The following is a 23,342-nucleotide window of genomic DNA, read 5'->3' as shown; positions in this document are numbered from 1 at the left end:
TCACGTTTGATCCTGTTTGATCCTGGTGGGTCCTGCCCCTGTGTACGGCGGGGCCCACCATCCCCCACCCTCACCCCTCCGGGAGCTCCCCCATGTCCATAACGCTGCCCCACCCGCCTCGGCGCAGAGCCCTCGGGCGGTTGCCCGGTGCCCTGCTCGCCCTCGCCCTGGCCGCCTCGGGCCTCGGCGCAGCCGCCCTGGGCACCGCCGCCCCGGCCGCCGCGCTCGGCAACGGCGTGGCCCTGACGCCGCCGATGGGCTGGAACTCCTGGAACTCGCTGGGCACCGGGGTGACCGAGCAGCAGATGGTCCAGACGATCGACTTCATGAGCGCCAACGGGCTGGTCGCCGCCGGCTACAACACCGTGACCATCGACGACGGCTGGTCGCTGGGCCACCGCAGCGGGCAGAGCAGCGACTTCGCCAAGGACGCCTACGGCTCGATGCAGCTCTACGACACCGCGGGCAACCCGGTCAGCGGCACCGACGGCACCGGCAACGACCCGACCTCGGGCGACCTGCTCCCCAACCCGGCGAACTTCCCGCCGCAGACCGTCAACGGACAGACCGTAAACGGCATCCAGTACCTGGCCTGGTACGCGCACAGCAAGGGCATGAAGTTCGGGCTCTACGCCACCGACACCTACACCACCTGCCAGGGCCACCCCGGCAGCCTCGGCCACGAGAGCACCGACGCGAGCGACTTCGTGGCCTGGGGCGTCGACTACGTGAAGTACGACGACTGTCCCTACGGCCCGGCGATCACCGGGCCCGACGGCCACAACTACGGTACCCAGGGCGAGGGCAAGGAGCTGACCGAGTCGATGTACGCCCGGGTGCAGGCCTTCCAGCACGCGCTGGACGCCGCCTCCACCGCGCAGGGGCGGCCCCGGGTGACGCTCAGCGTCTCCGCCCAGCCTGTGCACACCGGCGTGCCCTACCTGGAGTCGCCGAGCGACCCTGCCCGGACCGACCCCGTGGTGGTGGCGGCCGGCACCGCGCCGTACGACGCGCCCGGCTACTCGCCCACCGGCACCTGGTGCGGGCAGGTCGCAAACCTCTGCCGGATCGGCGGCGACCGCGACAGCGAACTGAGCGGCGTGCTCTACGGCGGCCAATTGCAGACCGCGCTGCAGTACGCGGGCAACGTGCGGCCCGGCAGCTGGAACGACATGGACATGATGTTCGCCGGCTGGAACGACGTCTACGGCGACTACGGCGTCACCGACACCTACCCCGGCCACAAGCCCTTCACCGACGACGAGTCGCGCACCGAGATGTCCGTCCTGTCGATGATGGCCGCCCCGCTGATCTCCGGCGCGGACTTCCGCACCGCCGCCGACTCCCAGCACAGCGCGAACGGCTACACCTGGTCCACCGGGATCAACGCCGACAGCCTGGCCGTCTACAAGAACACCGATGTGATCGGCATCGACCAGGACAGCCTCGGCCAGCCCGCCACCCTGGTCGGCAGCCCGCCGAACTCGCCGACCGCCCCGGTCGTCCTCAAGCGCCGGCTCGCCAACGGCGACACGGCCGTCCTGCTGGTCAACCAGGACCCGAACAACTGGCAGACCATCTCCACCAGCCTCGGCGCGCTCGGCCTCAGCGGCTCCGGCTACAACTACAAGGAGCTGTGGAGCGGCGCCACCGGCCAGTTCACCGGCACCGTCGGCGGCACCTGGGTCGCCCCGCACGGCGTCGCGCTCTACCGGCTCACCGCCCAGGCCACCAGTGGCCCGGCGGCCGTGATCGGCGACGGCCGGTACCACAGCCTCAGCCCCGGCGGCAGCGGCGGCCAGGCCCTGGAGGTGGCCGGCACCTGCAGTGCCGCGGACGGCGCGTCCACGGACGTCAACACCTGGTGGAACACCCACACCTCCGAGCAGTGGACCTTCGCCGCGAACGCCGACGGCACGGTGCGGATCACCGACAACTGCTACACCGGCACGCAGGTCCACGGCACCCTGACCGCGCCGGGCTCGCCGGGCAGCGCGGCGTACGTCACCAACGGCTACGACCCGGGCAACGCCGCGCAGAAGTGGACCGTGCGGCAGAACACCGCGACCGGGGCGCTGACCATCACCAACACCGCCACCGGGTTGGTGCTCGACGGCCCGGGCGGCAGCGGCGGCACGGCGACCGCGTCGGCGCTGAACCCGGCCTCCGGCGCGGCGAGCCAGAGCTGGACCACCCTCTCCTGACCATCTTCGCCCCCGTATCCCGACTCATTCTGGAGACCGTATGCGCAGGACCTGGGCGGCGTTAGTCGCCGCTGCCCTGACGGTGGCGCCACTGGCCACCGTCTCACTGACCGCCACGCCCGCCGCCGCCCTGGACAACGGGCTGGCCCTCACCCCGCCGATGGGCTGGAACGACTGGAACGCCTTCGGCTGCAACGTCAGCGCCAAGCTGGTGGAGCAGACCGCCGACAAGATCGTCTCCAGTGGTCTGCAGGCCGCGGGCTACCAGTACGTCAACATCGACGACTGCTGGATGGGTTCGAGCCGCGACGCGGGCGGCCACCTCGTCCCGGACCCGGTGAAGTTCCCCGGCGGCATCAAGGCCGTCGCCGACTACGTGCACGCCAAGGGCCTCAAGCTCGGGATCTACGAGAGCGCCGGCACCCAGACCTGCGCCGGCTTCCCGGGCAGCCTCGGCCACGAGACCACCGACGCGGGTGACTTCGCCGCCTGGGGCGTCGACTACCTGAAGTACGACAACTGCTACAACCAGGGCGTTCCGGCCCCGCAGCGCTACCAGGCGATGGGCGCTGCGCTGGCCGCCACCGGGCGGCCGATCGTCTACAGCCTCTGTGACTGGGGCCTGGAGTCCGTGCCCAGCTGGGGCCCGGGAGTCGGCAACCTCTGGCGCACCACCGGCGACATCAACGCCTCCTTCGGCAGCCTGCTGTCCAACTTCCACCAGAACGTCCAACTCGCCGCCGCCGCCAAGCCCGGCGCCTGGAACGACCCGGACATGCTGGAGGTCGGCAACGGCATGACGGCCACCGAGGACCGCTCCGAGTTCTCGCTCTGGGCCGAGATGGCCGCCCCGTTGATCTCCGGCACCGACCTGACCACCGCGAGCACCGACACGCTGGCCGACTACGGCAACCGCGAGGTGATCGCGGTCGACCAGGACAAACTGGGCCGCCAGGGCACCCCGGTGACGCTGGCCGGCGGTCTGGACGTGCTGGCCAAGCCGCTGGCGGACGGCAGCGTGGCGGTGACCCTCTTCAACGAGAACGCCGCCCCGGCCGTCATCTCCACCACGGCCGCCGCCGTCGGCCTGCCCGGCGCCCACGGCTACACGCTGCGGGACCTGTGGGCGCACCGGACCACCGAGAGCGCGGGCACCATCAGTGCCTCCGTCCCGGCCCACGGCACGGTCATGTACCGCGTGGCGAGGACCAGTTCGCCGGGCACGTACGCGCCGAGCGTCCAACTGGCCACCACTGTGCCGAACCAGACGCCCGGTCAGAGCAGCACCGTCACCGCGACGTTCACCAACAACGGTGCCCAGGCCGTCGGTGACCTGCGGCTGGGGCTGAACGCTCCGGCCGGGTGGCAGGTCAGGCCGCTGACCGGCACCGCCTTCGGCAAGGTGCCCAGCGGCCATGAGGCGATCGCGGCCTTCCAGGTCACGGCGCCGGCCACGCTGCCCGCCCCGATCACCCACGCCACCCTCACCGGCACCGCCTCGGCCCACTGGAGCGGCGGAAGTGTGAGCGCCGACTCGGCGAACCCGGTCGAGGTCGCCGCCCCGGTGGCGGCGCCGTTCAAGACCTTCACCGACAACAGCGCCGTCTTCGGCAAGCAGGGCGACGCGATCGCCGTCGACGGCGCGGGCGCGGATCTGTGGGGCAGCACCGACCAGTACAGCACGGTCTACCAGTCGGGTGCCGAGCACGACGGCTCCACGACGGTCGTCAAGGTCACCGGCCAGGCCGACACCAGTGACTGGGCCAAGTCCGGGATCATGGTGCGCAACGACCTGACCCAGCCCGGCGCCTCGGCGGGCTACGTGATCCTGGCCGAGGCCCCGGGCAAGGGCTACGTGCTGCAGTGGGACAGCACCGGCAGCGGGCAGTTGGACTCCAACAGTGCCCCGGCCAACCAGGGCACCGGCACCGCCGCGTACCCGAGCTGGCTCAAGCTGGTGCGCAGCGGCTCCGTCTTCACCGGCTACTACTCGACGGACGGCAGCACCTGGACCCAGGTCGGCAGCGCCACGGTGCCCGGCGTGCACCCGACCCAGGACGTGGGCGTCTTCACCAGCTCGCACAGTGACGGGACCTCGGGCGAGGCGGACTTCTCGGGCTTCAGCCAGAGCTGAGCCGGTCCACAGCGTGGAACGGGGCCCGGCCGGGGCGATCTCGGCCGGGCCCCTCGGGTTGGTGCTGTTGCTGCCGCCGCTGTTGCTGCTGCGGCGTTGCCTGCTACCGCTGCGTGGCCTGCTTCTGCTACTTCGCCGCAAGCACGTCCACCGGCACGATCTCCGGGGCGCTCGCCAGCAGTCGGGGTGCCTCGGCCATCAGGGCGGCGGCGATCGGTCCGTCCAGGTGGGCCTTGCGGCCCGCGTCGTCGCCGAAGGTGTCGAAGATGCCGAAGGTGGTCGGGCCCAGGCGCAGCGCGAACCAGGCGTTGGTGCCGGGCTCCGCCTGGGCCAGCGGGAGGGCGCCGGCCAGGAACTCGCCGAGCTCCTCGGCGTGCTCCGGCTTGGCCTCGAGGCGGACGAGCAGGCCGACGCGGTGGGTGGCGGAGGTGGTCATGAGGAGGTGGTCCCTTCAGGTGCTTGGCTTGATGTGACCAACCTATGAGCGGGGTGGGTATCCCGCTCAGTGGCGGAAACGACACATCCCTTACCGTTTCCGCCATGAAGATCTCGGTCCTGGTCCTCGACGGCGTGTTCGACTCCGGTCTCGCCTCGGTGCTCGACGTCTTCCAGACGGCCAACGAGCTGCGCGGCGAGCTCCCGCAGCCACCGCCGCGCTGGGAGCTGACCTGCGTCAGCCCGCAGGCGGGCTCCCGTCGCGGCGGTGACGGCGGTGACGGCGCTGGGGGCGGCGCGACGGTGCGCACCGCGGCCGGGCACGCCGTGGCGGTGCGCCGGCCCGAGGAGGCCGACCCGCCCGAGCTGCTGATCGTCCCCGGCGTCGCCCACAAGCAGCCGGGCCCGCTCGTCGACTGGCTGGCGGCGCCCGAGCGGCGCGCCGACCGCGAGCTGGTCGAGCGGACCCATGCCGGCGGCACGGAGCTGGCCGCCGCCTGCACCGGCACCTTCCTGCTGGCCGACGCCGACGTGCTCAACGGGCTTCCCGCGACAACCAGTTGGTGGCTGTCCCCGCTCTTCCGACAGCGCTATCCGGCGGTGGCACTGGACGAGAGCAGCATGCTCACCCGCGCCGCCGGCATCACCACCGCCGGTGCCGCGCTGGCCCACCTGGACCTCGCGCTCGCCCTGGTCCGCGACCGCAGCCCCGCCCTGGCCGATCTCGCCGCCCGCTACCTCGTGGTCGACTCCCGCCCCAGCCAGGCCAGTTACGCCATCCCCGAGCACCTCGCCCGCACCGACCCGACCGTCGCCGCCTTCGAGCGCTGGGTCCGCGAGCACCTCGACCAGCCACTGCGCATCGCGGACGCGGCCCGCACCCTCGCCACCAGCGAGCGCACCCTGCAACGCGCGCTGGACCGGGTCCTCGGCATCTCCCCGCTGCGCTTCGCCCAGCGCATCCGCCTCGAACAGGCCGCCCACCTGCTGCGCACCACCGACCTGCCGATCGAGACCGTCGCCCGCCGGGTCGGCTACGAGAACGCCACCACCTTGGCCACCCTGCTCCGTGACCGCCTCGGCACCACGGCGGGCCGGCTGCGCCGCGAGGTCGGGGGCTGAGACCCGGGTCCTGCGCCAGAGATGGACGGCGGCGGGGAGCACGAGCAGTCTGGAGTGGGGGACACGGACCGCTCGGCAGGCGGGAGGCTACTGATGGGGCTCAGACAGTGGTGGGAGCGCCGTTCGACGGCGGGGAAGGTCGCGGTGGTCAGCGTTCCGCTGGTCGCCATCGGTGTCGGCACGGCGCTGGCCACCATCAGCGGCGGCGGTGGCCACCCCACCGCGGTCTCCTCCCCGACGGCGTCCGGCCCGCCCTCCGGCGCCCCGACGGCGCCGCCGTCCGGCTCGCCGAACGGGGTCGCCCCGCTCACCGGGCTCGACCAGCCGGAGGGCCGGATCGTCGCGGTGAAGATCGACAACATCGTCAACGCCCGCCCGCAGACCGGGATCAACTCCGCCGACGTCGTCTACACGATCGAGGTGGAGGGCGGCATCACCCGCTTCCTGGCGGTCTTCGACGCCAACCACTTCCCCTCGGTGGTCGGACCCGTGCGCAGCGCCCGCGAGTCGGATCTGCCGATCCTCGAACAGTACGGGAAGGTGGCCTTCGCCTACTCCGGCGCGCTGACCAGGTTCCTGCCTGTGCTGGCGGACGCGAACATCTTCAACGCCTCGGCCACGCAGGCCGGTTCCTCGTACTTCCGGGGCCCCGGCGTGGCGCCGTACAACCTCTTCGTGCGCCCGAGCAGCATCCTGGCGGCCTACCCCGACTCCGCGCAGGCCCAGGACATCGGCTTCCGCTTCGGTCCCGCGCCGGCCGGCGGGCAGGCCGAGAGCACCGTCAACGTCGGCTTCCCGGCTGCGAAGTTCAGCTTCGACTGGTCGCAGCAGGAGCAGAAGTGGCTGGTCTCGATGGACGGCAAACCGGCCCGGACGACCGACGCCGGGCAGATGGGCGCACCGACCGTGGTGATCCAGCACGTCGCCGAGACCACCTCGCCGCGCGGCTTCGAGGACTCCCCGGGCGTCCCGTCGCCCTACGCCCCGACGGTGGGCAGCGGCAGCGCCACGGTGCTGCGGGACGGCAAGGCCTACGACGCCAGTTGGTCGCGGCCCACCGACGCCAGCCCGACCACCTTCACCCAGCCCGACGGGCAGCCGATGGACTTCCATCCGGGCCAGGTCTGGGTGGTGCTCGCGCCCTCCTGAACGCTCCGGGGCGCGTGGACGCTTCGGGGCCTGGGCGCTTCGGCTCCCGGACGCTTTGGCTCAGCCCGCGGTGTCCCGTGGGACGACGTGCCAGCCGTTCGCGGCCCGCCGCCGGATCTGGGTGACCACGTACTCGCCGCCGCTGCCGCCCTCCACCCGCTCGGCGTGCGCCCGGGCCCGGGCGTCCGCCATGGGGTCCAGGCCGATCCACTCGACGTCCAGGACGCCGTCCGGGGCGGAGAACTCGTAGGTGCCGGGGGTGCCGATGCGTGGGTCGTCGCTCATCTCGCCCTCCAGGTTCGTCGGGGCGCTGCCGGTGCGGCTCACCTCTCCCTTCATCCTCGCCCCTTCGCCCGACGGCCGCCCGCGCCCGCGCTCGCGCTCGGCTGTCCGCCCGTCCGCTCGCACGTGCCCGCCTGTCCGCCCGCTCGTCCACGCCTGCCCGCCTGCCCGCCTGCCCGCCTGCTCGTGCCCGTCCGCTCGTCCGCTGCCCCGGGACGGCGCACAGTGGAAGACATGGGTCTGCGGCAGCGCCTCGCCGGCGGCGGGCAGCCATGGCGGTCGAGCCATGCGCTGGTGGCCATTCCGCTCGTGCTGATCGCGGTGATCACCCTGGTCGACCTCGCGGTGCCAGCGGACGTGCACCTGGGCCCGCTGCTGGTGATCGCGCCCGCGATCACCGCCTCCTTCGCCGGGCCCCGGCTCACGGCGCTGATCGGCCTCCTGGCGGTGGGGGCGCAGGCCTGGATCGGTCTGCACTTCGGGGTGCTCGCCTCGCGCAACGTGATGGTGCAGATCGCCGCCCTCGCGGTGCTCTCCGCCTTCATCGTCTTCTTCTGCCGGGTCCGCGAGCGACGCCGGGAGGAGCTGGCCCGGGTGCGCTCGGTGGCCGAGGCCGCACAGGCCGTGCTGCTGCGCCCGCTCCCGCACCGGCTCGGCCCGCTGCGGATCGCCAGTCGCTACCTGGCCGCCGAGCACGAGGCGCGGATCGGCGGCGACCTGTACGCGGCGACCCGCACCGGGAGCACGGTCCGGGTCATCATCGGCGACGTCCGGGGCAAGGGCCTGGCCGCCATCGGTGAGGCCTCCGCGCTGCTCGGCGCCTTCCGCGAGGCCGTGTACCAGTACGACACCCTGCCCGAGCTGGCCGCCGCCCTGGACCGCAGCGTGCGCCGCTACTTCGCCGAGGCCGCCGAGGTGGACGGCGAGTTGGTGGAGCACTTCATCACCGCGCTGCTGCTGGACATCCCCGAGGAGGAGCCGGTGCTGCGGCTGACCAGTTGCGGCCACCCGGTACCGCTGCTGCTGCGCCGGGACAGGGCCGCGCCCGTCGCCGGGCTCTACCCCTCGCCGCCGCTGGGGATCGGTCCGCTGGGGCCGGCCGACCACAGCGTGCACACTGCCGCCTTCGAATCCGGCGACACCCTGCTGCTGTTCACCGACGGCGTGGTGGAGGCCCGCGACCGGGACGGGCGCTTCTACCCCCTGGCCGAGCGGGCCGCCCAGTGGACCGGGCTCGGCACCGAGGCCCTGCTGCACCACCTGCGCCGCGACCTGCTCGCGCACGCCGGCGGTCACCTGGGCGACGACGCCGCCCTGATCGCGCTCCACCGCGCCGCCGGGCCCGAACTGGGCCGCCAGCTCGGCCGGATCGTGCACCACCAGGGGCATGACCACCGCGCACCGCCCGGGGCGTGACCTCGGTGACCGCGCACCACTGAGGGGCATGACCTCGGTGCCGCCGCCGTGTCCGTCGGCGACCGATCGGCTACCGTACGGAGCGACCCCGACCCACCTGGGAGGACCGGCATGCCGGCGACCGGAACCACCCACGCCCGCACCCGTACCGTCGGCGAGGGTGCGCTCACGCTGGGCACGCTGCCGGTGGCGGCGGCCGTGCTGACCGCGACGGTGGCGCTCTACCTGCTCCTGGTGGTCTTCGGCAACATCACCGATTTCGGCACCAACCAGCAGTTCGTCCACCACGTGCTCGCGATGGACACCACCTTCCACGACCGGAACCTGATGTGGCGGGCCATCACCTCGCCCGCGCTGCAGGACGCCGGGTACGTCCTGATCATCGTCTGGGAGGCGCTGGCCGCGCTGCTGCTCCTGGTGGCGACGGCCTGGTGGGTGCCCGCGCTGCGGCGGCGGGAGTTCACCCGGGTGCGGCGGGTGAGCACGCTGGGGCTGCTGATGATGCTGGTGCTCTTCGGGGTCGGATTCATCGCGATCGGCGGCGAGTGGTTCGCGATGTGGCAGTCCAAGGCCTGGAACGGGCTGGACGCCGCGATCCGCAACGTGACGCTCGCGGGCCTGGCACTGCTCGTGCTGCACCTGCCCTCGACGCACTGGTCGACCGACTGAGCCGGGCGTTCGGGGGGTAGGGCTGGGGGAGGCCGACGTTCGGGAGGGGGTCGCATGTCTCAGCCGCTGGCTCAGCCAATGTCTCAGCCGCTGCCGCAGTCGCTGCCGTTGGCGGGCGTCACGGTGGTCGCGTTGGAGCAGGCGGTGGCCGCGCCGCTGGCCACCCGGCACCTGGCCGACCTCGGCGCCCGGGTGGTGAAGATCGAGCGGCCCGACGGCGGCGACTTCGCACGCGGCTACGACCGCAGCGTCGGGGGACTGGCCAGCCACTTCGTCTGGCTCAACCGGGGCAAGGAGTCGATCACCCTCGACCTGCGGACACCCGGGGGCCGGGCCGTGCTCGCCGACCTGGTGGCGGGCGCGGACGTCTTCGTGCAGAACCTGGCTCCCGGGGCCGCCGCCCGACTCGGCTTCGGCGCCGTCGAGTTGCGCGCCCGGCACCCGCGGCTGATCACGGTGGACCTCTCCGGCTACGGCTCCGGCGGGCCCTACCAGGACAAACGCGCCTACGACATGCTGATCCAGGGCGAGGTGGGGCTGGTCTCGCTCACCGGTACGCCCGAGCAGCCGGCCAAGACCGGCGTGCCCAGTTCGGACATCGCCGCCGGCATGTACGCCCTGTCGGGCACGCTGGCCGCGCTGGTCGGCCGGGCCGGCAGTGGGCAGGGCAGCGCGGTCCGGATCTCGATGTTCGAGGCGACGGCGGAGTGGATGGGCCACCAACTGCACCACACCCAGGGCACCGGCCGCTCGCCGGGCCGGGCGGGCCTGTCCCACCCGGGCATCGCGCCCTACGACGCGTTCCCCACGGCCGACGAGCAGGAGGTGCTGATCGGCATTCAGAACGACCGCGAGTGGGCCAGGTTCGCCGAGCACTTCCTGGCCCGCCCCGAACTCGCGGAGCACCCCGACTGGGCGACCAACGTCGAGCGGGTGCGCCGCCGGCGGCAGGTCGACGCGCTGGTGGCCGGGCGGACCGTGACGATGACCGCGCCGGAGGTGATCAAGCTCCTGGACGCACTGGCCATCGCCTCGGCCCGGCTGAACGACGTCGGCGACCTGCTGGAACACCCGCAACTGGCCGCCCGGGACCGCTGGCGCCCGGTGGCGACCCCGGCCGGGGAGATCCGCGGGCTGCTGCCGCCGTTCGACTTCGCCGGCGTCGAGCTGCCGATGGGCCCGGTACCGGCGCTGGGCGAGCACACCGAGCCGGTGCTGCGCGGACTCGGCTACCCGCCCGAGCGGATCACCGCCCTGCGTGCGGCCGGGGCGCTCGGGGGGTCGTCGGCTACTGCGGGGTGACCTCGCGGGTCAGCTTCGAGCCCCAGTCACACCAGGTGGAGCCGGGCAGGAAGGCGCCGCCCACCTCGTTGAGGTGCTGGCCCAGGTAGACCATGTTCGAGTCGCACGCCTCGACGGCCATCCCGAAGAAGGAGACCGAGTCCGGGTCGAGCTGGTACTTCCAGGGCTTGTTGTAGGGGGCGGGGGTCTTGACGACCTTCCCGATGACCTGGGTCCGCTCCGTCTCCGTGCCGGCCAGGATGTTCCGGGCCTGCTGGATCTTGCCCTGGTCGGTGAGCTTGAAGACGAAGGTCTGCTGCGTGCTGTCGGTGAACTCGAAGTAGGCCGGCGCCGCGCTCGCCTGGGCCGCCTGGGCCGCCTGGGCCGGCTGGGCCACGGCCAGGGCGAGCATCGAGATCGCCGCGAGACCACTGAACTTGGTGAGGATCCGTCGCATGAGTCAGCACCTCCAGTGCCTGTCGGGTCGCGTTCTGCGACCGCTCCCACGAACGTAATCGAGAAGGCAAAGGAATGGTCTTGTCGTGGCAAAGTCTGCCCCATGGGGCTTTTGTTCCCGATCCGCCCATTGCGTTGAGTCGGGCCGTCGCTGCGGCTCCTCGGGCGGGCGGCGGTAAATCGGTTGCGCCCCGCTGGTGGCCCGATAGCATCGTGGCGTTCCTGCGAGGTGAGAGAGCGAGGTGAGGTGCTGATGGTCGCCGCCGTGACGCGGCGCGCCTCTGCGTGCGCGCCCTACGCCCTCTCTCGTTTCCTGCCCGCCGGCTGACGTCGCGTCCGCTGACGCACCCTCCGGTGGGCCCACCTCCACCAGGAGCACATCAGTCATGCGCAAGCGCTTTGCCGACGACGAGTCCTTCAGCCGTATCCGCAGCAAGGGCGCGGGTCGCCGTGCTTTCGACGACGACGCCTATGAGCAGGCGTTCGCCCAGTACCAGGGCTACGAGGCCCAGAGCGACGAGGCCTGGGGCCACGAGGCCCGGGGCTTCGAGTTCGGCGACGACACCACCGGGGACGTCGACGGCGACCAGCGCCACGACACCGTCCCGGCGGGGGACGGGCCGGCCGAGGGCGACCGCTGGTCCACCTGGGACCAGTCCACCCCCACCGAGAAGGGCCCAGAGCCGCGCCCCGACTGGGTGGTCACCGAACTCGCCGCGGTCGACACCGAGTTCGGCATCGTGAAGACCGGCAAGGAGGCCGACGTCTTCCTGCTGGAGCGCGCGGTGCCGGGCACCGGGCGCCGCACCCTGATGGCCGCCAAGCGCTACCGCGACGGCCAGCACCGGATGTTCCACCGCGACTCCGGCTATCTGGAGGGCCGGGCCCACAAGGAGTCCCGGGTCAGCCGCGCGATGGCCAAGCGCACCGACTTCGGCAAGCAGGCGATCGCCGGCCAGTGGGCCGCCGCGGAGTTCACCGCGCTGTGCCGGTTCTGGTCGGCCGGCGTGGCCGTGCCCTACCCCGTCCAGATCCTCGGCACCGAGATCCTGATGGAGTTCATCGGCGACCCCTCCGGTGCCGCCGCCCCGCGGCTGGCCCAACTGCGGCCCGAGGAGGCCGACCTGGACGACCTCTGGCAGCAACTCGGCGCCAGCCTGGCCGTGCTCGCCCGGGACGGCTACGCGCACGGCGACCTGTCCGCCTACAACATCCTGGTGCACCAGGGCCGCCTGGTGATCATCGACGTGCCGCAGATCGTCGACGTCATCGCCAACCCGCGCGGACGCTCCTTCCTGGAGCGCGACGTGCGCAACGTCGGCGCCTGGTTCACCTCCCGGGGGCTGGCCGAGCGGCGGGTCGAGGAGCTGGCCCGGGAGCTGGCCTTCGAGGCGAGGCTCGACTGATCTGTCGACTGATCTGTCGACTGGTCTGTGGACTGATCTATTGTCGATCGCCAGGAGCAGACCGCGCGCAGCCGAGGGGGCCGCACCAGATGACCGGTGGTTCATCGCACCAGCCCGAGTCCTTCTACCTGGACCTGGGGGAGGGCCGGTTCGAGAGCACCAGGTCCACCGCCGGACCGTGGAGTCCGAAGGCCCAGCACGCCGGCCCGCCGTCGGCGCTGCTGGGCCGGGCGCTGGAGCGCCACCAGGCGCGCGAGGGGTTCCGGATCGCGCGGGTGACGCTGGAGATCCCGCGCCCTGTCCCGGTCGGCGAACTCACGGTGGCCGTGCGCACGGTCCGTTCGGGCGCGCGCACCGAGCTGCTCGAAGGCGAGATCACCGCGGACGGCCAGGTGGTGATGCTGGCCCGGGCCTGGCGCCTGGCCGCGAGCCCGTCGGACACCCCGGAGCTGCGCCCGGAGCCCACCCCGCCGCCACTGCCCGGGCCGCAGCCGCCGCACGGCCTGCGCGGCGCCAACCTGGACGGCTACGTCTCGGCGATGGAGTGGCGCTTCCCGCCCGGCACCGGCTTCGACCGGCCGGGCCCCGGGGCGGCGTGGGCCCGCCAGCGGATCCCGTTGGTGGCGGGCAGCGCCGACACCCCGCTCACCCGCGCGCTCACCCTCGCCGACAGCAACTGGGCGGTGGCCTTCGAGCTCGACCACGTCCGGCAGATGGTCATCAACACCGACGTCACCCTCGCCCTGCACCGCGACCCGGTCGGCGAGTGGCTCTGCCTGAGCGCGGCCACCACCGCGAGCCCGCTCGGCTCGGGCCTGGCCCTCGGCCGGCTGGACGACGCCTCGGGTGCCTGCGGCCAGGTGCTGCAGACCCTGTTCGTCGCGGAGCGCTGACGGCTCGTCGGGCCTCGCGGCGCGTGGACGCACGTGGGCCGCGGCCACCCGATCCGGGTGACCGCGGCCGCTCGACCAGCGATTCGGCCTCAGGGCTTGCGCGCCACGCCCACCGCCGCCAGGCGCAGCACCGGGTTGGCGCTCAGCGGCGGGGTGTCGGCGTCCGGGCGCCACTCGGCGACGGTGACCACGCCGGGGTCGACCAGGGCCAGGCCGTCCAGGAAGGCGGCGACGGCGGCCGGGGTGCGGAACTGCGCGCGGCCCACGCCTTGGCGCAGCACCGCCTCCGCGGCAGCCGCCTCGGCGTCCTCACCGGCGACCAGCAGGTGGTGGATGAAGACGTAGCTGCCCGAGGGCAGGGCGTCGACCAGCTGGCGGACGATGAGCGCGGGCTCCTCCTCGTCCAGGACGTAGTGCAGGATGCCGCAGAGCAGCAGCCCCACCGGCTGGTCGAAGTCGATGTGGCCGCGCAGCACCGGATCCGCGAGCAGCGCGGCGGGCTCGCGCAGATCGCCCGCGAGGACCGTCGTCTCCTTGTTGTCGGCCAGCAGCGCCCGGGCGTGGGTGAGCACCACCGGGTCGTTGTCGACGTACACCACGCGGGTGGACCGGTCGACGGCGTGCGCCACCTGGTGCACGTTGTCCGCGGTCGGCAGCCCCGACCCGAGGTCCACCAACTGCCGAAGCCCCGCCTCGCCCACCAGGTACCGCACCACCCGCCGCAGCACGGCCCGCTGCTGCTGCACCCCGAGGTGGACGGCGGGGAGCGTCTGCTCGATCCGCTCGCCGACGGCCCGGTCGGCCGCGTAGTTGTCCTTGCCGCCGAGCAGGTAGTCGTACACCCGGGCGATGTTCGGCGGCGGCGGGTCGTACGCGCCGGCGACGGCCGGTGCGGTGCGGGTGTCCTGATCCGACACGGCGGGGGCTCCTCTGGTGCGACGCGGCTGCGATGGGCGGTGGGGTGCCCGGGAACGACGGGGCGCGTGGGGCGGGCCGCCGCGCAGACTCATCGCGAATGATGGCCGATCATGCTCCGACTTTCAATGCCGAGTTGACCGTCACTGCCCACCGCGTCGGGCCGAGGTCAGACCCCGTACTCGTACCCGATCGTCAGCCGGGTCGGCAGGCACCACTCGGAGTACTGGATGACTCCCTCCGCGTCACCCCACCGGCTGGCACCGGCCAGGATCGGCGCCCCGGCGGCGAGCCCGAGGGCGGACGCCTCGCGGGCATCCGCCGCCCGGCCGTGCATGTCGTCCCGGGCGGTGGTGACGGTCCGGCCGGTCGCCTCCAGGATGCGCGCCGTCAGGCCGTCGTTCTTGCCGGGCGCGGTGCTGAGCAGATCGGGGACCAGTACGGCGAACGGCGCCGGGAACCAGTCGACGGCGAAGAGCGTGCGGACACTGCTGCGCCCCGCGACGTACTCCCGCCGGACCACCTGGTCCCCGTGGTCCAGGTCGAAGAGGTCCGCGACGTACACGGGCGGGACGAGCAGTTGAGCGGCCGAGACGATGCTGGTCTCGCCGTCCATGAACGTCCGCATGGTGCTGCGGACCGCCGCCAGCCGGTCGGCCGGACTCGCCGTCGCCGGCGTCTCGTCCGCGACGAAGGTCCCGCGCGGACTGGTGCGGATCAGCTTCTCCACCTGCAGCTGCGAGAGCGCCTTCCGGACCGTCTCGACGGCGACGCCCCAGGTGGCGGCGAGTTCCTTGTTGGTGGGCAGCTTCGTGCCCGCGGCAAGGCTGCCGGTCAGTATCAGGCGCCGGTAGTGGTCGGTGATCCGGGTGAACGTCTTCTCAGCTGGCATGAAGTCATCTCCGCTGGTGGCGCAGTGTCCTGTCGAGACGGAGCGTACTAGTGGACTGGAATCGGTAGCCATGCAACCTAGGTTACTGCCATAGTGACCTAGGCCACTACTGACGGGGCGTCACTTCGCCGTACGGGCTGGGGCAGCCTGCTGCCTGTGCCCTCTTGGCTTCGGGTGCCAGTCGCGTGGTCGCGTTCATCAGCAGCCATGCCGCAAGGGAGCTTCGCCATGTCTGAAACGCTTGACCGACTGCCAAGGTCCGCCGCCATGGAGCCGACGTGGCTGGCCAAGAGCGGCCAGGCTCCGAGTACGGCCAGACGGCTGCTGCTCGACTTCCTGACTGGTGTGCGGGGAGGTGCGCAGTTCGCGGACAAGGGTCGTTTGCTCGTCAGCGAGTTGGTGACCAACGCGCTGGTCCACGCGACACGGCACGATCAGCTGATCCGGCTCAGCCTGGAGGTGGACGAGGACCTGCTCTGGATCACGGTGGAGGACGCCTCCGACACGCTGCCACAGCAGCGTGGGGACGCTGACGGGGAGTCGGGTCGGGGGCTGCTGCTCGTGGATGCTCTGTCCGAGGCGTGGGGCTGGGGTCCTCGGGAGGGCATGGGCAAGCAGGTCTGGTGTGTCTGCGAGCCCGATCCGGTCGTGGGCTAGGGGCGAATCGCGGCGTTGGATTCGACCAGGCGGAACTGTTGGGCGACCACGAGGGTGGAGTCGTCGATGACCAGGGTGTGGCACCGGGCCGGTGAGGGTGGTCTTCTGGCCGCTGAGGATCGCTGCCACACCGCTGTCGCGCTCCGGGCAGGGGGATTTTCGTGACAACTGGGGGCGTCAGCTGCCTGCGAGGCGCTTCCAGAGGGTGAGCTTCCCGGTGAAGTCGGGGGTCTGGAAGTAGTTGTGCGACGGGGTGGCGCCGGTGATCTGCCACATGGCGAGGTTGCCCTTGCTGGTCACCGTGCAGAGCAGGTCGCCGACCTTGATGGTGTTGCCGTCCGGTCCGAGGGCCTTGCCCGGCAGCTGCTGGGGCAGCGGGGTGTTGTTCGCCGCGGTCAGGCAGGACTGCGGGGTGGCGTCGGCGGCCTTGCCGGTGGGGGTGTTGAAGGTCAGGTAGTCGTCGTCGTAGTTGAACTCCGCGTCGGAGTCGGACATCTGGTGCGTGGGATCGACCTTCGGGGCGTCGAGGTCGACCTGCACGCCCATGCTGATGGTGTCCGGCGGCGCGACGGCCAGGGGGACGTCCTGGAAGATGACCTGGAAGGCGGCCGGGGACGGCGGGGCCGAGGCCGTCGCGGTGGTCGTGGTCGGCCCGGTGCTGGGCGGCGGCGGGGTCGGCGTCCTGCCCGGGCGGGTGAGCGCGTAGCCGACCGTGCCGATGACCAGCGCGCCGATCGCGATGCCGACGACGATGAGCGGCTTGCCGCCCCGGCTCTCCCGCTCGGGCCCGGCAGCGGGCGGCGGGGACGGGGACGGGGGCGGCGCCACCGGGGTTGTGCGGGTGGGCTCGGACGCGAAGCGGGCGGCGTCGTCGGTCGGGCGATCGGCCTCGGTCGGCGGGTAGGGAGCGGATCCGGCGCCCGACCGCGCAGCCGCCGTCGCCCGCCGCACCGCGTCCGCGTGGCGGGCGATGTCTGCGGCGAGCGGGCCCGGCAGCCAGTCGTCGTGGTCCCGCGCCGTGCGGCCCGCGGCCCGCTCGCACAGGCGCGCCAGGTCGGCGGCGGTGGGCCGGGCGGCCGGGTCCGCGGCCAGGCAGCGCTCCAGCAGCGGCCGGAGCCGGTCGGGGTAGGCGGCCAGATCCGGCGGCCGGTGCTCGGTGTTGGCGATCCGGGCGGCCGTGGTGATCGCGCCGCCGTCGCCGTACGGGTGGCGCCCGGTGGCCGCCACCGCCATGATCAGGCCGAGCGAGAAGACGTCGGTCGCCGGCGTCAGTTCCGATCCGTTGGCGTGCTCCGGCGACATGTACTGCGGGGTGCCGATCAGGGCGCCGCTGCGGGTGAGTTGGGTGTGGTCGCCGGCCCGCGCGATGCCGAAGTCGATCACCCAGGGGCCGTCCGCGGCGAGCAGGACGTTGCCGGGCTTCAGGTCGCGATGGATGACGCCGGCCGCGTGCACCGCCTGCAGCGCCTCGGCGGTGCCGCAGGCCAGGTGCAGCACCACCGGCAGCGGCAGCGCGCCGTGGGCGGCCAGCGCCCGGTCCAGCGGCAGGCCGGGGACGTGGGCGGTGACGAGCCACGGCTGGGCGCCGGTGGTGTCGTGGTCGAGGACGGGCACGACGTGGTAGCCCTGCACCCGGCGGGCGGCGCGCACCTCCTGCTCGAAGCGCCGCCGGAACTCCCCGTCCTGGGCGAACTCGCGCCGGATCAGCTTCAGCGCGACCGGCTGACCGCCACGGGTGAGCGACAGGTAGACGGATCCCATGCCGCCCTCGCCGATCCTGGCGAGCAACCGGTAGTCGGCCACGTCGCGCGGCTCGTCGGGCCGCAACGGGGAGAGCACCGAACCGTCCTGAAAGCCTGTCACGCGCCACACTCCCGGTCGACGAACGCCGCCGATCCTAGCGGCAACCGAGAAGTCGAGCGGGCCGATTTTTCGTGGCCCCAGCCCTCCTACGGCGGAGACCCGTCAGGCGCCGAGCAACTGGGCCTCCTGCACCGGCGAAAGCCCGTGCTCCAGCGGGGGTTCGCCCCGCTCGCGGTCCCAGGCGAGCACGTCCGCGACGGTGGTCGCGAGCGGTGTCGCGGGCAGGCCGGCGGCCCGGGCGCGGGCCGGGCTGCGCTGCTGGGCCGTCCACTGCGCGGTGGGTCGGATCAGCGGGAAGAACGGCGGCGCCGCCTCCGCGGGCGCCGGCACGATCTCGACCTCGCTGCCCGCCACCCGCGCGCAGGTGCCGATCAGCCCGGCCAGGGTGATCGGCTCGGCCGGACCGACGGCGTGGAACGCGCCGGGCCGGTCGTCCCGCAGCAGCCGCACCACCAAGGTGGCCAGGTCGCGCGAATCGACCAGCTGGATGGGCTGTTCGGGCCTGCCGGGCAGCGCCACCCGGCCGCCGCGCGCGGCCCGGCGCACCCAGTAGGTGAGCCCGGCCTGCGGGTCGTGCGGGCCGACCACCTTGCCCGGCCGCACGATCGTGGCCCGCTCGCCGTAGCGCGCCAGTACGTCGTCCTCGCAGGCTGCCTTGAGCGGCCCGTAGGTGGCCTCGCTCAACTCCTCGGTGTCCCGCACCGATGGGCGGCGCGGGGTGTCCTCGTCCGAGCCGGGGCCGACGCCGGTCCGTGCGTAGACGGCGTGGCTGGAGACGAACAGGTAGCGCCCGGCCCGGTCACCGAGCGCCGCCATCGCCTGGCCGACGTGACGCGGCACGTAGCCGCTGACGTCCACCACGGCGTCCCAGTCGCCCGCCCGGCCGAGGGCGTGGTAGTCGCCGCTGTCCCGGTCGCCGATCAACCGGGGCACGGCGGGGAAGAGTTCGGCTCCGGTGCGGCCACGGCCGAACACGGTCACCTCCGCGCCCGTCCGCAACGCTTCGTCGACGATCGCGCGGCCCACGAACACGGTTCCGCCAAGTACCAGAATGCGCATGAGGAGTGACGCTACCTCAGATCGGCGCGTCAGGGCTGGATCCGGCGGGCGAGCCAGTCGAGGGCGAGCGGGTAGCGGTAGTCGATGCCGCCGTGGCCGCCGTCGAACAGCTCGAAGCGGACCGCCTGTTCGGGCAGTCCGGCGGCGCGGACCGCCCGGTGGAAGGCCTCGGCGCCGACGTCCAGGAAGAAGTCGTCCCGGGTGCCGGCGTCGATCCACACCGCGCGCAACGACCGTACCGCTTCCGCGTGTCGGGGGACCATCCGGACCGGGTCGAGGTCGAGCCACCGCTGCCACAGCTCCGGGATCAGCTCACCCGTGCCGGTGTCGAACGGAAGCCGCGGCGTGCCGTCCGGGTCCGCCGAGAAGCAGGCGGCCACGCCGAGCGCGCTCAGCGTGACGTCGTCGCCGGGCCTGGTCATGGCGGGCCGCTGCCGGAAGTCGTCCCACCACGCGCCGATGTCACCGCCCCAGGGCCGTAGGGTGCGCACCACCTGCGGGAACTCGGGTACGTAGCAGTACTCGTAGAGCGCGTCCCCGGCGTGCGTGGCCAGCGCGCCGAAGAGGTCCGGACGCAGCATCGGCGTGATCATCGCACCGAACCCGCCGCTCGACTTGCCGGCGATCGCCCGGTGTTCACGCCCGGCGAGGGTGCGGTAGCGGGCGTCGACGTACGGGACGACCTCCTCGCACAGGTACGCGTGGTAGCGGCCCGTCCCGGGCGAGTCGACGAACTGGCTGCCGCCGTAGGACGTCCAGGCGTCGACCAGGACCAGGACGACGGGCGGCGTACCGCCGGCGAACAGCGCGTCGGCGGTCTCCGGGAAGGGCCGGCGGAACGGGGTGCGGTTGTACCACATGCCCAGATGGCCGCTGAAGCCCTGGATCACGTAGACCGCGGGGTAGCGCCGTCTTGGCTCGTCGTCGTACCCCGGCGGCAGGTAGACGTGCAGCGGCCGTTCGAACGGGTCGCCCAGCGGGTTGCCGCGCAGCAGCTCGCTGGTGATGACCTGCCGGTCCATCCGGCCCGCGAGGTCGGCCGACCACGGGAGCATGGGGTGCCCCTTCCGTTGGCGTGTGGCGTGTGGCGTGTGGCGTATGGAGCGTGGCGCGCTCAGCGTAGGGCGGTAGGGGGCTCGCCGGGAACACGGCCGCGCGGGCCTCCCGCACCGGCGGTGAGCGCCCGGTCGGCGGCTGCCAGGATCCGGCCGAAGACGTGGCCGATGACGGGGGCGCCCACCACGCGGGCGAAGGCGTCCCCGAAGGGGGCGGGGAGCCGGAAGGCGGTCTCCCAGACCACCAGGGTGCCTCCGTCGACCTCGGTGAAGGTCATCCGGCCCAGTTCGTGACGGGCCGGCGGGAAGCTGCGGTCCACGGTGTAGTCGAAGTCGTACGGCGGGTGGTAGCTGGTGATCCGCTCGCGGAACCAGCCGATCAGCCAGGTGTGCACCCGGACGGCCCCCACCCCGTAGGCCGCGCCCGCCCCCGGCCGGGCCAGGCGCGCCCGCAGGACGAACCGGGTGCGGGTGTAGTTCGTGGTGGTGGCGCACCAGTCGAAGACCTCGCCGATCGGCGCCGCGATGACCCGTCGTACCGTCACGGTTGCCATGTCTCTTCCCTCCTGCGGAGCGGGCGGTGAAGCCGCCCTGACACCTGCTGGACAGGGGAGGGGCGCGGAACGTGACATGCCGGCCCGGTGGCCGTCCCCGCACGGCGGCGCCCAGGCCGGTCACCTCACCCGGGCAGCCCCGTCAGCCACTCCAGCAGCAGCCGGTTCGTCTCCGCCGCCCGCTCCTGCTGGATCCAGTGGCCGCAGCCCTCCAGCAGGTGCGAGGAGACCAGGCCCGGCAGCGTGGTGGGGAAGGCCGCGATCGCGTCGGCCAGCCAGGTGGTGGAGGCGTCCAGCGCACCGCCCAGGAACAGGGACGGCTGGTCGATCGCCGCACCGTCGAAGGCGGCGAGGTCGGCCCAGTCGCGGTCCATGGCGCGGTAGCGGTTGAGTGCCCCGGTCAGGCCGGTGCGCTCGAACTCGCCGGCGTAGACGTCGAGATCGTGCTCGCTGAGCCAGCCGGGCAGGGCCCCGGCCGGGAAGCGGTCGCGCAGGGTGCCTCCGGGGGTGACGAAGTGCGGGTCCGGGGCGCCGGGGGCGGGCATGGTGTCGGCGGACAGCGCGGCGTAGAAGCCGGCCAGCCAGCCGCGGACATCGGGCTCGATCTCACGCTCGGCGCGGCCGGGCTGCTGGAAGTAGGAGACGTAGAACTCCTCGCCGGAGCCGGAGCCGGAGCCGGAGCCGGAGCCGGAGCCGGAGCCCGAGCCGGAGTCGGAGTCGGAGCCCGAGCCCGCCCCGAGCCGGGCGAAGACCTCGCTGGGCCGCGGCCCGCCGCGCGGGGTGTACGGGACGCTCAGCAGGCCCACCGCGCGGAAGACGTCCGGCCGCAGCAGGGCCGAGTTCGCCGCGATGGCCGCTCCCCAGTCGTGCCCCACGATCACTGCCGACCGCTCGCCCAGGGCGTGCACCACGGCGGTGTTGTCCGCCACCAGGTCGAGCATGCCGTAGGCCGCAGCCTCGGTGGGACGGGAGGAGCGGCCGTAGCCGCGCACGTCGACGGCGACCGCGCGGAAGCCGGCCGCGGCCAGCACCGGCAACTGGTGGCGCCACGAGTACCAGGACTCCGGGAAGCCGTGCACGAGCAGCACCAGCGGGCCGGTGCCCTGCTCGACCAGGTGGATCCGGCCGGCGGGGGAGGGGACCAGACGGTGGCGCGGCTCGGTGGTCCGCGGTGGCCTGGTGGTCTGCTGGGACATGCGTCCTCCAGAGGATCGGGGCTCTCGGAGCTCTCAGCAGTGATCATCCGGCGGGCGGCCCGGGAACGCCGAGGCTTGTTGCCGTTTCGGCAAGTCCGGAGCCGCAGCCGCACGCGCCCGCCCGCGTCTGGCGGTGAACCCGTGCCCGGCGGTGAACCCGCGCCTGTCCGAGCGCCGTCAACCCAGGCGTCGGCCATCCGGCCGACCCGGTCCGACGACGCGCGCCCGAGGCGCGTGCCGGACGACGGCTCGGTGAGGTCAGCTGGTCTGACCATCCATCAGGAGGTCCCGCCATGGTTCCGCGGAAGCCCGCGAAGGTCCTGCTCGGAAGCACGACACTCGCCTGTCTGAGCGCCGGTCTGCTCGCGCTCGGGTGCACGGGAGGCGGGACGACGTCGGTGGCCGTGGCGGCGGCGCCGGCCTCGGCGGCGCCGAGCGCGCACCCGGTGATGAAGCTCAGCAGCCTGACCGGCCCGGTCACGCCGGCCGAGATCAGCTCGTTCGACTCCTACATCCGCACGCTCACCCCGGCCGGGGACAACATCGGCAACCAGTGGGCGCAGGGGCACAGCGGCGAGGACACCAAGGCCATGGGCATGGTGTACGAGATCTCCGGCGACCAGGCGATCCTGGACCGGATGATCGGCTACTGCGACACCGTGCTGTCCGAGCGCGACGACCTGGCGCCGGCGCCGGTCGGGCAGCACGTGCTCTGGACCGGCGACATCGGCCCGGCGTGGCCCAACAACGTCACCACCGACCCGATCGGCACCGGTGGCGAACAGGGCGACCCGGTGGGCCACCTGGCCAACTGCGCCCGGCTGATCCTGCAGACGCCCGCGATCTGGAACAAGCCGGTGGCCGACGGCGACCCGCACGGCTACGGCGCCACCTACCTCGACCGGGCCAAGAAGTTCGTCGCCGAGGCCGACACCTCCGTCGACCAGCACATCCTGTCCCGGCTGCTGGACGTCTCCCAGGGCAACCGGATGTACTTCGCGTCGGACTCGCCCTACAAGGGCGGTCAGCCGGTGCCGTGGAACCAGCAGATGATGTTCGACTACGGCTTCCAGAACCTGGCGGTCGCCCACCAGTTGCTGGGCGACGACCCGCAGCGGGTCACCAAGTACGACTCGCTGGTGCAGACCAGCGTGGACTGGTTCTTCTCGCAGGCGCAGAAGTACACCGACCACGCCGGCAAGACGGCCTACACGTGGATGTACGCCCCGGCGGGCGGCGACACGGAGGACAACGACCACGGCAGCCTGGACACCGCGGGCCTGTACCGGGCCTACCTGTCCGGCCGCTACCACATCACCCCGGCCATGATGGCCCCGTTCGCCAACACCTTCGTGGACGTGATGAGCACGGGGGCGGGCCACTACGCGGGCCGCGTGGACGGGACGGACGGCGCCGGCAACAGCGCCCCCACCAGCTACGTGCGCAGCGGCTGGCTGCTGATGACCGAGTTCCGCCCCGACGCCTACCAGAAGCTGATGAAGGTCGACTTCCCCAAGGGGACGACCACGGCCGACGACCAGTTCTCGCGCGCCCTGGAGCTGAAGAGCCGGTTCGCCAAGGCGAAGAGCTGAGCCTTCGCGGCCTTCGCGGCCATTGCGGCTGCCACGGCTGTGGTGGCTGTCACGGCTGTCGCCGGCAGTGTGTCGACTCCATCATGCCTGCTCCGGGGCCTCGGCGGTAGGA

The 23,342-nt window shown here is 72.8% G+C and carries 21 protein-coding genes; 11 read left to right on the top strand and 10 right to left on the bottom strand.

From position 1 onward, the window contains the following. The first annotated feature begins 92 nt into the window (after positions 1-92). Together OG294_RS05335 and OG294_RS05330 are read left to right on the top strand one after the other, a co-directional pair. Entirely contained in the window at positions 93-2,204 is a 2,112-nt protein-coding gene (locus OG294_RS05335) for an alpha-galactosidase (protein ID WP_327065228.1), read from the top strand. Positions 2,205-2,244: 40 nt separating this feature from the next. Then, entirely contained in the window at positions 2,245-4,338 is a 2,094-nt protein-coding gene (locus OG294_RS05330) for an NEW3 domain-containing protein (RefSeq protein WP_327065227.1), read from the top strand. Between the two features lie 127 nt (positions 4,339-4,465). Here the strand turns inward: OG294_RS05330 and OG294_RS05325 are convergent, their stop codons facing one another. Then, positions 4,466-4,774, bottom strand: coding sequence for a putative quinol monooxygenase (locus OG294_RS05325; RefSeq protein ID WP_327065226.1), 309 nt, complete (start codon positions 4,772-4,774; stop codon positions 4,466-4,468). A 104-nt stretch (positions 4,775-4,878) separates the two neighbouring features. Here OG294_RS05325 and OG294_RS05320 point away from each other — a divergent pair, with 104 nt between their 5' ends. Both OG294_RS05320 and OG294_RS05315 read left to right on the top strand, forming a co-directional pair. Next, positions 4,879-5,895 (top strand): GlxA family transcriptional regulator, encoded by a 1,017-nt coding sequence (locus OG294_RS05320; protein WP_327065225.1) that lies wholly within the window; start codon positions 4,879-4,881, stop codon positions 5,893-5,895. Between the two features lie 93 nt (positions 5,896-5,988). Beyond that, the gene (locus tag OG294_RS05315; protein ID WP_327065224.1) at positions 5,989-7,044 is read left to right on the top strand and encodes a DUF3048 domain-containing protein; all 1,056 of its coding nucleotides are present in this window, start codon (positions 5,989-5,991) and stop codon (positions 7,042-7,044) included. Between the two features lie 60 nt (positions 7,045-7,104). On the opposite strand, the gene OG294_RS05310 is transcribed toward OG294_RS05315, so the two are convergent. Then, on the bottom strand, positions 7,105-7,383 hold the full coding sequence (locus OG294_RS05310) for a hypothetical protein (protein ID WP_327065223.1): 279 nt from the start codon (positions 7,381-7,383) through the stop codon (positions 7,105-7,107). Positions 7,384-7,560: 177 nt separating this feature from the next. Here OG294_RS05310 and OG294_RS05305 point away from each other — a divergent pair, with 177 nt between their 5' ends. The 3 genes from OG294_RS05305 to OG294_RS05295 all read left to right on the top strand — a co-directional run bounded on the left by OG294_RS05305 (position 7,561) and on the right by OG294_RS05295 (position 10,713). Next, a complete protein-coding gene (locus tag OG294_RS05305) occupies positions 7,561-8,742 on the top strand; it encodes a PP2C family protein-serine/threonine phosphatase (RefSeq protein WP_327065222.1) in 1,182 nt (393 codons plus the stop codon). A gap of 111 nt (positions 8,743-8,853) precedes the next feature. After that, positions 8,854-9,411, top strand: coding sequence for a DUF2165 domain-containing protein (locus tag OG294_RS05300; RefSeq protein ID WP_327065221.1), 558 nt, complete (start codon positions 8,854-8,856; stop codon positions 9,409-9,411). Positions 9,412-9,489: 78 nt separating this feature from the next. Continuing rightward, positions 9,490-10,713 carry a CaiB/BaiF CoA transferase family protein gene (locus OG294_RS05295; RefSeq protein ID WP_327065220.1) on the top strand — a complete coding sequence of 408 codons (1,224 nt, stop codon included), beginning with the start codon at positions 9,490-9,492 and terminating at the stop codon, positions 10,711-10,713. Here the strand turns inward: OG294_RS05295 and OG294_RS05290 are convergent. Next, positions 10,700-11,149 (bottom strand): BP74-related protein, encoded by a 450-nt coding sequence (locus tag OG294_RS05290; protein WP_327065219.1) that lies wholly within the window; start codon positions 11,147-11,149, stop codon positions 10,700-10,702. The two genes, OG294_RS05295 and OG294_RS05290, sit on opposite strands and share 14 nt — an antisense overlap. 385 nt (positions 11,150-11,534) lie before the next feature. On the opposite strand from OG294_RS05290, the gene OG294_RS05285 reads away from it, so the two are divergent. Together OG294_RS05285 and OG294_RS05280 are read left to right on the top strand one after the other, a co-directional pair. Then, complete coding sequence (locus OG294_RS05285) at positions 11,535-12,554, top strand: serine protein kinase RIO (RefSeq protein WP_327065218.1); 1,020 nt, start codon at positions 11,535-11,537, stop codon at positions 12,552-12,554. 89 nt (positions 12,555-12,643) lie between these two features. After that, positions 12,644-13,447, top strand: coding sequence for a thioesterase family protein (locus tag OG294_RS05280; RefSeq protein ID WP_327065217.1), 804 nt, complete (start codon positions 12,644-12,646; stop codon positions 13,445-13,447). Between the two features lie 89 nt (positions 13,448-13,536). Here the strand turns inward: OG294_RS05280 and OG294_RS05275 are convergent, their stop codons facing one another. Next, positions 13,537-14,364 (bottom strand): SAM-dependent methyltransferase, encoded by an 828-nt coding sequence (locus OG294_RS05275; RefSeq protein ID WP_327065216.1) that lies wholly within the window; start codon positions 14,362-14,364, stop codon positions 13,537-13,539. Positions 14,365-14,531: 167 nt separating this feature from the next. Further along, on the bottom strand, positions 14,532-15,254 hold the full coding sequence (locus OG294_RS05270; RefSeq protein ID WP_327065215.1) for a GntR family transcriptional regulator: 723 nt from the start codon (positions 15,252-15,254) through the stop codon (positions 14,532-14,534). 228 nt (positions 15,255-15,482) lie between these two features. On the opposite strand from OG294_RS05270, the gene OG294_RS05265 reads away from it, so the two are divergent. Beyond that, positions 15,483-15,911, top strand: coding sequence for an ATP-binding protein (locus OG294_RS05265; protein WP_327065214.1), 429 nt, complete (start codon positions 15,483-15,485; stop codon positions 15,909-15,911). 177 nt (positions 15,912-16,088) lie between these two features. On the opposite strand, the gene OG294_RS05260 is transcribed toward OG294_RS05265, so the two are convergent. From OG294_RS05260 to OG294_RS05240, 5 genes are all read right to left on the bottom strand, one after another. After that, positions 16,089-17,774: a serine/threonine-protein kinase gene (locus tag OG294_RS05260; protein WP_327065213.1), complete on the bottom strand. Its 1,686-nt coding sequence runs from the start codon at positions 17,772-17,774 to the stop codon at positions 16,089-16,091. A 102-nt stretch (positions 17,775-17,876) separates the two neighbouring features. Further along, positions 17,877-18,833, bottom strand: a complete 957-nt coding sequence (locus tag OG294_RS05255) for an NAD-dependent epimerase/dehydratase family protein (RefSeq protein ID WP_327065212.1) — start codon at positions 18,831-18,833, stop codon at positions 17,877-17,879. Positions 18,834-18,862: 29 nt separating this feature from the next. Next, on the bottom strand, positions 18,863-19,888 hold the full coding sequence (locus OG294_RS05250) for an alpha/beta hydrolase (protein WP_327065211.1): 1,026 nt from the start codon (positions 19,886-19,888) through the stop codon (positions 18,863-18,865). A 59-nt stretch (positions 19,889-19,947) separates the two neighbouring features. Then, the gene (locus OG294_RS05245) at positions 19,948-20,442 is read right to left on the bottom strand and encodes an SRPBCC family protein (RefSeq protein WP_327065210.1); all 495 of its coding nucleotides are present in this window, start codon (positions 20,440-20,442) and stop codon (positions 19,948-19,950) included. A gap of 125 nt (positions 20,443-20,567) precedes the next feature. After that, on the bottom strand, positions 20,568-21,638 hold the full coding sequence (locus tag OG294_RS05240; protein WP_327065209.1) for an alpha/beta hydrolase: 1,071 nt from the start codon (positions 21,636-21,638) through the stop codon (positions 20,568-20,570). A gap of 293 nt (positions 21,639-21,931) precedes the next feature. Between OG294_RS05240 and OG294_RS05235 the strand changes: the two genes are divergently transcribed. Next, entirely contained in the window at positions 21,932-23,230 is a 1,299-nt protein-coding gene (locus OG294_RS05235) for a hypothetical protein (RefSeq protein ID WP_327065208.1), read from the top strand. The last annotated feature ends 112 nt before the right edge of the window (positions 23,231-23,342 follow it).

Origin of the sequence: Kitasatospora sp. NBC_01302 (genome assembly GCF_035976515.1) — a bacterium.
GTDB lineage: Bacteria > Actinomycetota > Actinomycetes > Streptomycetales > Streptomycetaceae > Kitasatospora.
Note: the sequence above shows the minus strand (reverse complement) of the source record. Positions and strands in the feature narration are given on the sequence as shown.